Source organism: Synechococcus sp. CS-1332, assembly GCF_025127995.1.
Classification (GTDB): Bacteria; Cyanobacteriota; Cyanobacteriia; order PCC-6307; family Cyanobiaceae; genus Cyanobium.
The window spans coordinates 18,618-30,452 of sequence record NZ_JAHLYP010000040.1; the positions used below are offsets into that span (position 1 = coordinate 18,618).

Sequence of the window (11,835 nt, forward strand, 5' to 3'; positions counted from 1 at the left end):
CCTCAGCCCCGCTGGAACAACAGCCGCCGGATCACCCGCTGGGCGATCTCCCCGTAGCCCATCTCGCCGGAGAGGATCTGGGCGATGCGCTGGGGGGCGGTGGGCCGCTTGATGCCCAGCTGGTAGCCCACCCGGGGCACCCGGTAGAACACCTGGGCGATGCGCTTGCCCCAGGCCATTGAGTCGCCCCAGGCCTCGCGCATGCGCAGGCTGTAGTGCTCCAGGGCCTGGCCATCGCCATCCAGCCAACGGTCGAGGGCCGCGGCCGCTTCGCAGCCACTCAGCAGGGACGGGCGCAGGCCCTCGGCCAGGAAGGGATCGCAGAGCGAGGCGGCATCGCCGACCGCCACCAGACCCGGCCCGTGCAGGGCATGGTGACCGTTCCAGAGACGCAGCTGGCCACGGCGCCGCTCCCCTGCAGCTTCGGGCAGCCCCAGGCTGGGCAGCAGGGCGGAGAGCACCGCCTCGCTGTCGGCCTCCTGCTGGCCGACGAAGGTGCCCACCCCGATGCTGTAGCCCCCCCGCCGGGGGAACACCCAGCAGAAGCCGTGGTGCACTAAGCCGAACTCAAAACGGGCCATGTCGGCAGGGTCGGGCTGTGCCGCCACCTCCACCGAAACAGTGGCCGCGAAGCGGGGACGGGGCGGGCCCAGACCGAGGGGCGCCGCGAAACGGGACGCGGAGCCATCGGCGATCACCACGGCCCTGGCCCGCAGTGGCCCCTCGCCTGGCACCGACACCTCCCAGAGGCCATCGGAGCGGCGCTCGATCCGCTCCGCCCTGCAGCCATGGCGCAGGTCGCAGCCCGCCTGGACGGCCTGTTCCGCCAGAAAGGTATCGAGCACGCTGCGGCGCACGATCCAGAACGGGGCCGCACCGGGCAGCTCCGCCGTCACCGGATCCTCCAGGCACCAGGTGAAGCGCACCCGGCGGATCACCTGATCCACCGTGGGCGCCAGATCGAAGGGAAACCAGCGTTGCACCGAGGCGGCCATGCCGCCCCCGCAGGGTTTGGAACGCCCTGGAGCCTGGGCCTCCAGCAGGATCACGCGGCGGCCACGGGCCGCCAGATGGAACGCCGCCGCGCCGCCAGCGGCCCCGGCGCCCACGACGATCACATCGGCATGGGCGGTCTGGCTCACACCTTGAGGATGTCGGCTTCCTTCTCCGCCAGCTTCTTCTCCAGCTCGGCGATGTAGCGATCGGTCAGCTTCTGGATCTTCTCCTGCTCGTCATGGCTCTGGTCCTCGGAGAGCTCACCATCTTTTTCCTGCTTCTTGATCCGGTCGACGCCCTCGCGGCGGAGGTTGCGCAGGCCCACCTTGCCCTCTTCGGCGTACTTGGCCGCGAGCTTGCAGAACTCCTTGCGGCGGTCCTCGGTGAGGGGCGGGATATTGATGCGGATCAGGCGACCATCGTTGTTGGGGGTCAGGCCCAGATCGCTCATGGCAATCGCTTTCTCGATCAGTGCCATGGAGCCCCGGTCGAAGGGCTGGATCTGGATGGTCTGGGCGTCGGGGGTGGAAATCGTCGCCAGTGACTTGAGCGGTGTATCGGCTCCGTAGTACTCGACACTCAGCTTGTCGAGCAGCGAGGGGTTGGCCCGGCCGGTGCGGATGGTGTTGAAGGTGCGCTGGGTGGCATCCACCGACTTGCGCATGCTGGCTTCGAGATCCATGGCAGGGGAAAGGCGGGGAGGGGGAGGGTCAGCGGGGGGGGGCCGGCACGATGCTGGTGCCGATCGGCTCACCGGCGACCGCCCGGGCGATGTTGCCCGAACCGAACAGGTCGAAGACCACGATCGGAATGGCGTTGTCCTTGCAGAGGGCGATGGCAGTGCTGTCCATCACCTCAAGCTCACCGCTGAGCACATCGAGGAAGGTGAGGGTCTCGTAGCGGACGGCGTCAGCATGTTTGGCGGGGTCCTTGTCGTAGACGCCATCCACCTTGGTGGCCTTGAAGATCACATCGGCATTGATCTCCGCGGCGCGCAGGGCGGCGGTGGTGTCCGTGGTGAAGAAGGGATTGCCGCAGCCGGCCCCGAAGATCACCACACGGCCCTTCTCCAGGTGACGAATGGCCCGGCGGCGGATGTACGGCTCGGCGACCTCCTGCATGGAGATGGCGCTCTGGACGCGGGTGGGCACACCGGCACGCTCAAGCCCGTCCTGCAGCGTGATGGCATTCATCACCGTGGCCAGCATGCCGACGTAGTCAGCCGTGGCTCGGTCCATCCCCGCCGCCGACCCCTTCAGGCCCCGGAAGATGTTGCCACCGCCGACGACGATCGCCAGCTGGGTACCCCCGGCCACCACCTCGACCACATCGGTGGCGATCGACTGGACGATGGCGGGATCGATTCCATAACCCTGGCCCCCCATCAGCGCTTCACCGCTGAGTTTGAGGAGAACGCGCCTGTAGGCCATCGACTCATGCGATCGGCCGAACAGTAGCAACCCTCCCCGCGGCAACACCAGTTGCCCGCAGCTCCGTCACCCGCTTCACTGCCCCAAAGGAGCACCGCCATGGCCTTCGAGCAGCCCGGACCCCGCAGCAGCGATGTGATGGCCCGGCTGACGCTCTCGGCCATGGATCGGGCCAGAGACAGCCCCGGGTTCTGGGGCGAGCCCGAGGTGCACCGGGCCCTGCTGGTCAGCGGGCTGTCGGTGCTGGTGTGCAGCCTGGCCCGGCTGCGGGCCGACCTGGGATGATCCCGCGCACCTGGGGTCAGTATTCGATGCCCGGCTGGGCCTTCACCCCCTGCTCCCGGAACGGGTGACGCACCGCCTTCATCTCCGTGACCAGATCGGCCCGCTCCAGCAGGGCCGGCGGGGCGCCGCGGCCCGTGAGGGCCACATGGGTGAGCGACGGGCGCAGGGAGAGACCTTCCACCACCTGGTTGGGGTCGAGATAGCCCAGCTTGAGGGCCACGTTGATCTCATCGAGCACCACCAGCTTGCGGTCGGCGTCAGCGAGGTAGGCACAGGAGCGCTCCCAGGCCGTCTGCACCAGCTGACGGTCCCGTTCCCGGTCCTGGGTCTCCCAGGTGAACCCCTCGCCCAGGGCATGCCAGTGGAGGGCGTCGCCGAAGCGCTCCAGGGCCCGGGCCTCCCCCGGTTGCCAGCCGCCCTTGATGAACTGCACGATCGCCACGTTCTCGCCATGGCCCAGGGTGCGCAGCACCAGGCCCAGGGCGGCCGTGGTCTTGCCCTTGCCCTCGCCGGTGAAGACGAGCACCAGACCTTTCTCCAGGTTCCGCTCCCCCACCCGCTGCTGCTGCACCTCCCGGCGGCGCTGCATGCGGCGCCGATAGGCCTCCTGGTCCACCTCGGGTGCCAGATCACCCCCCGGGCCCAGCTCCTCGGCCTGGCGATCCAGTGCCAGCGCCTCGTCTGGGGCGGATGGGGTCGTGGAGGCGATCGCCGTCATCGGAAGCGGTGCTGGTTCCGGCGCACTCTGGCGGAACCCCAGTCCCCCCGGGCGGCCCCGCTCCTCAGGAGGTCCGCAGGCGGGCCAGGGCGGTGTCGACCGCCTGCTGCTGGTCCCGCCGCGTGATCCAGTGGTGGTAGGTGCGGGTGTGGATCGCCACGGAGTGCCCCATCATCCGGGCCGCCACCGTGTCGGGCAGGCCGATGTGGATCGTGCGCACGGCCCAGGCGTGGCGCAGGTCGTAGGGGGTGATCGGCAGCCCGTAGCGGCGGAACTGTTCCGCCACCCGCCGGCCCACCTGCTGCAGGGTGGTGCGACGCAGGTCGGTGCAGACCTGGGGGAGCCCAACGCCACCGTCGGCCAGGCTCTCCAGGCCGAAGCCCTCCACCCAGTCGGGCTGGAACGGCCACACCTGGTGCTCGCCGGTCTTGCTGGTGGGCAGCACCCGCAGCACCCTGTCGCCCCCGGAAGCCAGGGCGGACAGATCACAGAAGAAGACCTCGTGGTTGCGCAGTCCGTAGGTGGCCATCAGGCCGTAGGCCAGGCGCCAGCGGGGATTGGGGATGGCCGCCGCCAATTCCAGGATGCGGGCATCGCTGGGCAGGCCCCGGAAGCGGGCCACGTGCAGGCCATAGCCACCACTGCGCTCGCTCCAGTCGGCCGGCAGGGGCAGCTGCAGGTGGCGGGCGAGGGCCCCCAGGGCGATGCCGCACTGCTGGCGGCTGCGACTGGCCAGGGGGTAGGTCTCCAGCACCCGCTCCAGCAGAGGAGCGTCCACAGCCGAAGCGCCATGGGACTCTGCAGCCGCCGCCTCGAGACGCCGCAGGTAGGGCCGGTAGGCGCCACTCCAGGTGCTGCGGCTGCCCGCGGGCCGGCGGCGGCGGCGGGGATCGGAAAAGAACGCGGCTTCGAACCCGGCCAGCAACGGACGCAATCCCACCGCCTCAGGAGGCGTCTCCCTTGGGGGCGGAGCCGGGGCCGCCGCCGCAAGCGGCCGTCGGCGCCAGGGCTCCCAGCTGAAGGTGCCCTGCTCCACCGCCTGCCGCACCCGGGCGAGCTGGTCGAGGGCGGCGGCGACACCAGCTCCGGTGGCGGGCAGCCCCAGGCTGATGCGCTGCACCGGCTGGGCCGCCGTGCCCTTCGGGCAAGGCAGGGGCCCGCGCAAACCCAGCCGCTGCTGGCGGATCTCCAGGCGCAGGCCGGTGCCCGAGGCCGCCAGACGCCGGTTTTCCTGCCGCACCAGAGCCGCCGGCTCGCCGTCGACCAGGGCGCCGGCCTCGGGATCAGCGGGCGATGGCAGGGCGGCCAGGACGATGGCGCGGCAGGCGGGGACCTGAGCCGGAACCTACCCGTGCCATCCCCGGGCCGCCAGGGGGCGGTTGGCTGGCCAGGCAGGCGCCCGCTGGCGGGGAGGCGGGGTTACGCTCAGCCTTTCTGATCGAAGGCATGGCCAGGGTCGGCGTGCTGCTGCTGAACCTCGGCGGTCCCGAAAGGATCGAGGATGTCGGGCCTTTCCTCTACAACCTGTTCTCCGATCCGGAGATCATCCGTCTGCCGACGCCGGCGCTGCAGAAGCCCCTGGCCTGGTTGATCAGCACCCTGCGCAGCGGCAAATCAAAGGAGGCCTACCGCTCCATCGGCGGCGGCTCCCCCCTGCGGCGCATCACCGAACAGCAGGCCAGGGAGCTGCAGAGCCGCCTGCGCCAGCAAGGCGTCGACGCCACCAGCTATGTGGCGATGCGCTACTGGCATCCCTTCACCGAATCGGCCGTGGGCGACATCAAGGCCGACGGTGTGGAGGAGGTGGTGGTACTCCCTCTGTACCCCCATTTCTCGATCAGCACCAGCGGCTCCAGCTTCCGCGAACTGCAGCGGCTGCGCCAGGCCGACCCAGCCTTCCGGCGGCTGCCGATCCGCTGCATCCGCAGTTGGTACGACCATCCGGGCTACATCAATGCCATGGCCGGGCTGATCGCCCGGGAGGTCCGCGCCTCCGACACGCCGGACGCGGCCCACATCTTCTTCAGTGCCCACGGGGTGCCAAAGAGCTACGTGGAGGAGGCCGGTGATCCCTACCAGCAGGAGATCCAGGCCTGCGCCGCCCTGGTCATGCAGCGTCTGGAGGAGTTACTGGGCCATGCCAACCCCTCCACCCTCGCCTACCAGAGCCGGGTGGGGCCGGTGGAATGGCTCAAGCCCTACACCGAGGATGCCCTGCGGGAACTGGGCGAGCAGGGTGTCAAGGAGCTGGTGGTGGTGCCGATCAGCTTCGTCAGCGAGCACATCGAGACCCTCGAGGAGATCGACATCGAATACCGGGAGATCGCCACGGAAGCCGGCATCACCCACTTCCGTCGGGTGCCAGCCCTCGACACCGATCCCACCTTCATCCAGGGCCTCGCCGACCTGGTCCACGAAGCCATGGCGGGCCCGGAGGTGAACCTCGACATGGCCGCCCAGCTGCCCAAGAAGATCAAGCTCTACCCCCAGGACAAATGGGCCTGGGGCTGGAACAACAGCTCCGAGGTGTGGAATGGTCGCCTGGCGATGGTCGGATTTTCCGCTTTTCTGCTGGAATTGCTCACCGGTCAAGGCCCGCTTCATGCCCTCGGACTGCTCTGATCGCCCCCGGCGTCACCGTCTTAGGCGCCGCTCGCTGGTGATGGCGGCGACCCTGGGCCTGAGCAGCCAGGCTCTGCCTGCCGAGGCCCGCAACGCCGGCCTCTGGGGCCGGGGCGCGTTCCCGGTGGCCAGCTTCGCGGGTTACACGAGCGGTTTCGGCATGCGCTCCCATCCCCTCAGCGGTGACGTCAGGCCCCACTACGGGATCGACATTGCCGCCCCCCTGGGGTCACCGATCCGCAGCTGGTGGACAGGAACCGTGAGCGAAGTGATCGTCGACGGCGGCTGCGGCAATGGACTGGTGATCCGCTCTGGCAGCTACGAGCACATCTATTGCCATCTCAGTGGCCAGGCCGGCAATGGCGTCTACCGCAGCGGCAACGTGCTGCTTCGGGTGGGCCAGCGGGTGGCCACCGGCCAGGTGATCGCCCACGTCGGCCTGACGGGCAGCACCACCGGCCCTCACCTGCACTGGGGCATGCGCTACCGGGGCGCCTGGATGGACCCGGCCCGCGTCTTGCGAGCCATGGCGGACAGCCGCCGCCAGCGCAACCCAATCACCCTGCAGAGACCTAACCTGGGTGTCTTCCGCTGACGGTCTCCAGACCGATTGCCCGGCTCCATTTTCCCTCCGCCCGTCCCTAGCCGCCGCCGTGACGCTCACGCCCCTTTCTCCCGCCACAACCGCCGCAGGGCACTCAGACGCCGCAGTGCACCCAGCCGCCGCAGAGGTGGGCGTTGAGGCGTCGGCGCCGATGCGGGTGAGCGGGGGCTATGCCCTGATGGATGCCCTGCACCGCCACGGGGTCAAGCACATCTTCGGCTATCCGGGCGGCGCGATCCTGCCCATCTATGACGAGCTCCACAAGGCCGAGTCCCGGGGCTGGCTGAAGCACATCCTGGTGCGCCATGAGCAGGGCGGCACCCACGCCGCCGATGCCTACGCCCGCGCCACCGGCAAGGTGGGGGTCTGCTTCGGCACCTCCGGCCCCGGCGCCACCAACCTGGTCACCGGCATCGCCACCGCCCAGATGGACTCGGTGCCGATGGTGGTGATCACCGGGCAGGTGCCGCGGGCCGCCATCGGCACCGATGCCTTCCAGGAAACTGACATCTTCGGCATCACCCTGCCGATCGTCAAACACTCCTGGGTGGTGCGCGACCCTGCCGACATCGGCCGCATCGTGGCGGAGGCCTTCCTGATCGCCGCCAGCGGCCGCCCCGGTCCGGTGCTGATCGACGTGCCCAAGGATGTGGGTGCCGAGGAGTTCGACTACACGCCGGTGGCCCCGGGATCGGCGATCCCCTCCGGCTTCAAGCGTCCGCCGGCCCCCAGGCCTGAAGCCATCGAGGCGGCCCTGGCCCTGATCCGCCAGGCCCGGCGGCCCCTCCTGTATGTGGGGGGCGGCGCCATCGCCTCCGACGCCCATGGCGAAGTGCATCAGCTGGCGGAGCGCTTCCGCCTGCCCGTCACCACCACCTTGATGGGCAAGGGGGCCTTCGACGAGAACCATCCCCTGGCGGTGGGCATGCTGGGCATGCACGGCACCGCCTACGCCAATTTCGCCGTCACCGAATGCGATCTGCTGATCGCCGTCGGAGCCCGCTTCGATGACCGCGTCACCGGCCGGCTGGACAGCTTCGCCCCCCGGGCCCAGGTGATCCACATCGACATCGATGCGGCCGAAGTGGGCAAGAACCGGGTGCCCGAGGTGCCGGTCGTCTCCGATGTCCGCCTGGCCCTCGAGGCCCTGCTGCAGGCCTCCGTCGGCGAAAGCTCCAACCGCCGCACCGATGCCTGGCTGGAGCGCATCGACACCTGGAAACACCATTACCCCCTGGTGATCCCCCAGCCCACCGGGGAGATCGCCCCCCAGGAAGTGGTCATCGCCCTGCGGGAACTGGCCCCCGAGGCGTTCTTCACCACCGATGTGGGCCAGCACCAGATGTGGGCGGCCCAGTTCCTGCGCAATGGACCCCGCCGCTGGATCAGCAGCGCCGGCCTGGGCACCATGGGCTTCGGCATGCCGGCCGCCATGGGCGTCCAGACCGCCTTCCCCGACGAGCGGGTGATCTGCGTGGCCGGGGACGCCAGCATTCTGATGAACATCCAGGAACTGGGCACCCTCAGCCAATACCAGCTGCCGGTGAAGGTGGTGGTGATCAACAACGGCTGGCAGGGCATGGTGCGCCAGTGGCAGGAAAGCTTCTATGAAGAGCGCTATTCCAGTTCCGAGATGACTGGCGGCATGCCGGACTTCCCCGCCCTGGCGGAGGCCTTCGGGGTCAAGGGCATCGGCATCACCGATCGGGCCAAGCTGCGCTCTGGCCTCGCCGAAGCCCTTGCCCATCCCGGTCCGGTGTTCGTGGATGTGCGCGTCCGGCGCAACGAGAACTGCTACCCGATGGTGCCCCCGGGAGCCAGCAACGCCCAGATGGTGGGCTTGCCCAGCCATCCCGAACTCGCCATCGATACCATTCGCCAATGCAACGCCTGCGGCAGCACCACAGCCAGCGCCCACCTCTTCTGTCCCAGTTGCGGCGCCAAGCTCTGAGCCTGCTCGGGGTCCTGCTGGCCCTGCTGATCGCCTGGCCCGGCGCGGCGGCGGCGGCGGAAGTGTTCCAGGTGCGCAGCGGCAGGTTGCTGCAGGTGGGCGATGGAAATCGCAGCTACGCCGTGGAGCTGGCCTGCATGGAGCTGGTGACAGACGAGGAACAGGAGGCGACCGCCTGGCTGCGCCAGGCCCTGCCTCGTCGCACGAAGGTGAATCTGCGCCCCATGGGCCAGCGGGACGGCACCCTTCTGGCCCAGGTGAGCCTGCTCTCCAGCGGCGCTGACATCGCCACCGGCCTGATCGAGGCCGGCCTGGCCCGGCCGGAGGCCTGCCCATGAGCCTCAACCGCACCGCCAAGGGCATCGTGCTGGTGCCCACCCTGATGCTGGGTGGCGCCTTTCTGGCCGCCGGCACCTGGATGGAGGGACCGGCCGCCGCCAACCGTGGCCTGGCCCTCACCCTGGGGGGGATCCTGATGGGAGCGGGTCTGCTGGCCCAGCTGCTGCCCGAACCGGGCCCGCCCCCCTCCGACCCCTGAGGCCGGGGAGTGGGTGGCGGCCCCCACCGGACCCATAGTTGGGGCAGTCAGGGCGAAGGGGATGCGCAACTCCGATCAGCTCGTGGTGCCCCTGGCACAGGTGGGCCTGGAATCCATCGCCGAAGTGGGCGGGAAGAACGCCTCCCTCGGCGAGATGATCCAGCAGTTGGGGCCTGCGGGCGTTCAGGTGCCGGGGGGCTTCGCCACCACGGCCGCCGCCTACCGCCAGTTCATTGCGGCCAACGGGCTCAGGCCCGCCCTTGCCGCCCTGCTCAACGGGCTCGACACCAATGACCTGGCGGCCCTGCAGGCGGCGGGCCAGGGGGCCCGCCAGCTGCTGGGTGGGGCGGACCTGCCGACGCCCCTGGCGGAGGCGATCGTGGCGGCCTACCGGGAGCTGGCCGACGAGATGGCGGCCAGCGGCGTCCCTGCCGCCGTGGCGGTGCGCTCCAGCGCCACGGCCGAGGACCTGCCGGAGGCCAGCTTTGCCGGGCAGCAGGAGACCTACCTGCACGTCGAGGGCGAAGCGGCCCTGCTGGCGGCCTGCCGGCGTTGCTACGCCTCCCTGTTCACCGATCGGGCCATCGCCTACCGGCAGCAGCACGGCTTCGATCACCTGGAGGTGGCCCTCTCGATCGGGGTGCAGCGCATGGTGCGCTCCGACCTGGCCAGCTCCGGGGTGATGTTCAGCATTGACACCGAAACCGGTTTCCGTGACGCCGTGCTGCTGACCGCCGCCTACGGCCTGGGGGAAAACGTGGTGCAGGGCGCCGTGAACCCGGATGAATGGCTGATCTTCAAGCCCACTCTGGAGCAGGGTTTCGCTCCGATCCTCAGCCGGCGGCTGGGCAGCAAGTCGCTGCGCATGGTCTATGCCGACCCCTCCGGCGGTGATGGCCAGGCGGTGCGCAACGAGGCGGTGTCCCCGGAGGACAGCCATCGCTTCGCCCTCAGCGATGGCGAGGCGCTCACCCTGGCGCGCTGGGCCTGCGTGATCGAGCGCCACTACGGCGAGCGCCGGGGGGTGCCCACGCCGATGGACATCGAATGGGCCAAGGACGGCCTCAGCGGCGCCCTGTTCATCCTCCAGGCTCGGCCCGAAACGGTGGAATCCCGACGGGGCGGGGCAGTGCTGCGCAGCTGGCACCTGGAGCCGCACCAGGCTGAGGAGATCACCAGTGGTCGGGCCATCGGTGCCTCGGTGAGCAGCGGCCGGGCCAGGGTGATCAGCGATCCCAGCGAGATCGCCCGGTTCAGCAGCGGCGACCTGCTGGTCACCCGTCGCACCGACCCCGACTGGGAACCGATCCTGAGGAAAGCCAGCGGTGTGGTCACCGACCAGGGGGGTCGCACCTGCCACGCGGCGATCATCGCCCGGGAGATGGGCCTGACGGCGATCGTCGGCACGGGCGACGGCACCGGCCGCATCGTGGATGGCGACACCATCACCCTCAGCTGCTGCGAGGGGGATGTGGGCCACGTGTATCGGGGGGCCCTGCCCTTCCGGGTGGAGGAGCAGGCCATCGGCGATCTGCCCGCCACCCGCACCCGGATCCTGATGAACGTGGGCAACCCCGAAGAGGCCTTCAACCTGGCCTCAATCCCCTGCGACGGGGTGGGGCTGGCCCGGTTGGAGTTCATCATCGCCAACCACATCCGGGTGCACCCGATGGCGTTGCTGCAGCCGGATCGGGTGACGGAGGCGGCCGATCGGGCCGCCATCGCCGAGCTGGTCGCGGGGTACGACACCCCGGCCGAGTACTACGTGGACCTGCTGAGCCAGGGGATGGCCCGAATCGCCGCCGCCTTCCATCCCCGGCCGGTGATCCTGCGGTTCTCCGACTTCAAGAGCAACGAGTACGCGCGTCTGCTGGGCGGATCGGCCTTCGAGCCGTCCGAGGAGAACCCGATGATCGGCTGGCGGGGGGCGTCCCGCTACTACGCGCCGGCCTTCCGCGCCGCCTTCGCGCTGGAATGCCAGGCCCTGCGCCGGGTGCGGGAGTCGATGGGCCTGCGCAACGTGATCCCGATGATCCCCTTCTGCCGGACCCCCGAAGAGGGGGACCGGGTGCTGGCCGTGATGGCCGGCGAAGGACTGGTGCGGGGCAAGGACGGTCTGGAGGTGTACGTGATGTGCGAGCTGCCCAGCAACGTCATCGGTGCTGAAGCCTTCGCCGAGCGTTTCGATGGCTTCTCGATCGGCTCCAACGACCTCACCCAGTTGACCCTGGGGCTCGACCGGGACTCCGCCCTGGTGGCGGACCTGTTCGACGAGCGGCATGCCACGGTCAAGGAGATGATCCGCCTGGCGATCCGCACGGCGCGGCGCTGCGGCCGCAAGATCGGCATCTGCGGCCAGGCCCCCAGCGACTACCCCGATTTCGCCCGATTCCTGGTGGAGGAAGGGATCGACTCGATCAGCCTTAACCCCGATGCGGTGGTGCCCACCCGCATCGCCATCGCCGCCATGGAGGCCGAACTGGACCAGGCCGCGATGGAACGGCAGGCCTGAGGGGGGAGCTCTCCCCCTCAGCAGGGGACTTCGCTGAGCGGCGCCACGGGGCGCGTCCAGGACTGGCCAGTGGAACCGGGCCAGAGGCGCCAGAGCAGCAGGGCGTGGGCGCTGCAGCGCACCACGCAGAGCGCCGCCAGACCCATGCAGAGGGGACAGTGAGCCAGACCCATCAGAAC

At 69.7% G+C, this 11,835-nt stretch carries 13 protein-coding genes; 7 read left to right on the top strand and 6 right to left on the bottom strand.

Annotated elements, in window-relative coordinates; translation table 11 throughout:
• Positions 1-2: 2 nt before the first annotated feature.
• Genes KQ305_RS08860 through pyrH form a run of 3 tightly spaced genes read right to left on the bottom strand, consistent with a single transcriptional unit; the run spans position 3 to position 2,426 of the window.
• Positions 3-1,142 carry an NAD(P)/FAD-dependent oxidoreductase gene (locus tag KQ305_RS08860; protein WP_259725051.1) on the bottom strand — a complete coding sequence of 380 codons (1,140 nt, stop codon included), beginning with the start codon at positions 1,140-1,142 and terminating at the stop codon, positions 3-5.
• Positions 1,139-1,678 (bottom strand): ribosome recycling factor, encoded by a 540-nt coding sequence (gene frr, locus KQ305_RS08865; RefSeq protein ID WP_259725052.1) that lies wholly within the window; start codon positions 1,676-1,678, stop codon positions 1,139-1,141. The genes KQ305_RS08860 and frr overlap by 4 nt, the downstream gene beginning before the upstream one ends.
• 28 nt (positions 1,679-1,706) lie before the next feature.
• Positions 1,707-2,426, bottom strand: a complete 720-nt coding sequence (pyrH, locus tag KQ305_RS08870; protein ID WP_259725053.1) for a UMP kinase — start codon at positions 2,424-2,426, stop codon at positions 1,707-1,709.
• A gap of 99 nt (positions 2,427-2,525) precedes the next feature.
• On the opposite strand from pyrH, the gene KQ305_RS08875 reads away from it, so the two are divergent.
• Positions 2,526-2,711, top strand: a complete 186-nt coding sequence (locus KQ305_RS08875) for a hypothetical protein (RefSeq protein ID WP_259725054.1) — start codon at positions 2,526-2,528, stop codon at positions 2,709-2,711.
• Positions 2,712-2,727: 16 nt separating this feature from the next.
• On the opposite strand, the gene cobO is transcribed toward KQ305_RS08875, so the two are convergent.
• Positions 2,728-3,429 (bottom strand): cob(I)yrinic acid a,c-diamide adenosyltransferase, encoded by a 702-nt coding sequence (gene cobO / locus KQ305_RS08880; RefSeq protein ID WP_259725055.1) that lies wholly within the window; start codon positions 3,427-3,429, stop codon positions 2,728-2,730.
• 64 nt (positions 3,430-3,493) lie between these two features.
• Positions 3,494-4,669: a site-specific integrase gene (locus KQ305_RS08885; protein ID WP_259725056.1), complete on the bottom strand. Its 1,176-nt coding sequence runs from the start codon at positions 4,667-4,669 to the stop codon at positions 3,494-3,496.
• A 206-nt stretch (positions 4,670-4,875) separates the two neighbouring features.
• Between KQ305_RS08885 and hemH the strand changes: the two genes are divergently transcribed.
• The 6 genes from hemH (at position 4,876) to ppsA (ending at position 11,656) form a co-directional block, all read left to right on the top strand.
• Positions 4,876-6,051 carry a ferrochelatase gene (gene hemH, locus KQ305_RS08890; protein ID WP_259725057.1) on the top strand — a complete coding sequence of 392 codons (1,176 nt, stop codon included), beginning with the start codon at positions 4,876-4,878 and terminating at the stop codon, positions 6,049-6,051.
• A 40-nt stretch (positions 6,052-6,091) separates the two neighbouring features.
• Complete coding sequence (locus tag KQ305_RS08895) at positions 6,092-6,646, top strand: M23 family metallopeptidase (RefSeq protein WP_259725058.1); 555 nt, start codon at positions 6,092-6,094, stop codon at positions 6,644-6,646.
• Positions 6,647-6,833: 187 nt separating this feature from the next.
• On the top strand, positions 6,834-8,606 hold the full coding sequence (ilvB, locus tag KQ305_RS08900) for a biosynthetic-type acetolactate synthase large subunit (protein WP_399231145.1): 1,773 nt from the start codon (positions 6,834-6,836) through the stop codon (positions 8,604-8,606).
• Complete coding sequence (locus KQ305_RS08905; protein ID WP_259725059.1) at positions 8,588-8,944, top strand: hypothetical protein; 357 nt, start codon at positions 8,588-8,590, stop codon at positions 8,942-8,944. The genes ilvB and KQ305_RS08905 overlap by 19 nt, the downstream gene beginning before the upstream one ends.
• The gene (locus KQ305_RS08910; RefSeq protein ID WP_259725060.1) at positions 8,941-9,144 is read left to right on the top strand and encodes a GIVxVP protein; all 204 of its coding nucleotides are present in this window, start codon (positions 8,941-8,943) and stop codon (positions 9,142-9,144) included. Before KQ305_RS08905 ends, KQ305_RS08910 begins: the two co-directional genes overlap by 4 nt.
• Positions 9,145-9,205: 61 nt before the next feature.
• The gene (gene ppsA / locus KQ305_RS08915) at positions 9,206-11,656 is read left to right on the top strand and encodes a phosphoenolpyruvate synthase (protein WP_259725061.1); all 2,451 of its coding nucleotides are present in this window, start codon (positions 9,206-9,208) and stop codon (positions 11,654-11,656) included.
• Positions 11,657-11,673: 17 nt separating this feature from the next.
• On the opposite strand, the gene KQ305_RS08920 is transcribed toward ppsA, so the two are convergent.
• Positions 11,674-11,829: a hypothetical protein gene (locus KQ305_RS08920; protein ID WP_259725062.1), complete on the bottom strand. Its 156-nt coding sequence runs from the start codon at positions 11,827-11,829 to the stop codon at positions 11,674-11,676.
• Positions 11,830-11,835 lie beyond the last annotated feature (6 nt).

Excerpts from the sequence above, each read along its gene's own strand:
- KQ305_RS08895 (WP_259725058.1), top strand. The coding sequence starts at position 6,092 with ATGGCGGCGACCCTGGGCCTGAGCAGCCAGGCTCTGCCTGCCGAGGCC.
- KQ305_RS08875 (WP_259725054.1), top strand. The coding sequence starts at position 2,526 with ATGGCCTTCGAGCAGCCCGGACCCCGCAGCAGCGATGTGATGGCCCGG.
- ppsA (WP_259725061.1), top strand. The coding sequence starts at position 9,206 with ATGCGCAACTCCGATCAGCTCGTGGTGCCCCTGGCACAGGTGGGCCTG.
- hemH (WP_259725057.1), top strand. The coding sequence starts at position 4,876 with ATGGCCAGGGTCGGCGTGCTGCTGCTGAACCTCGGCGGTCCCGAAAGG.
- ilvB (WP_399231145.1), top strand. The coding sequence starts at position 6,834 with ATGGATGCCCTGCACCGCCACGGGGTCAAGCACATCTTCGGCTATCCG.
- KQ305_RS08910 (WP_259725060.1), top strand. The coding sequence starts at position 8,941 with ATGAGCCTCAACCGCACCGCCAAGGGCATCGTGCTGGTGCCCACCCTG.
- KQ305_RS08920 (WP_259725062.1), bottom strand. The coding sequence starts at position 11,829 with ATGGGTCTGGCTCACTGTCCCCTCTGCATGGGTCTGGCGGCGCTCTGC.
- frr (WP_259725052.1), bottom strand. The coding sequence starts at position 1,678 with ATGGATCTCGAAGCCAGCATGCGCAAGTCGGTGGATGCCACCCAGCGC.
- pyrH (WP_259725053.1), bottom strand. The coding sequence starts at position 2,426 with ATGGCCTACAGGCGCGTTCTCCTCAAACTCAGCGGTGAAGCGCTGATG.
- cobO (WP_259725055.1), bottom strand. The coding sequence starts at position 3,429 with ATGACGGCGATCGCCTCCACGACCCCATCCGCCCCAGACGAGGCGCTG.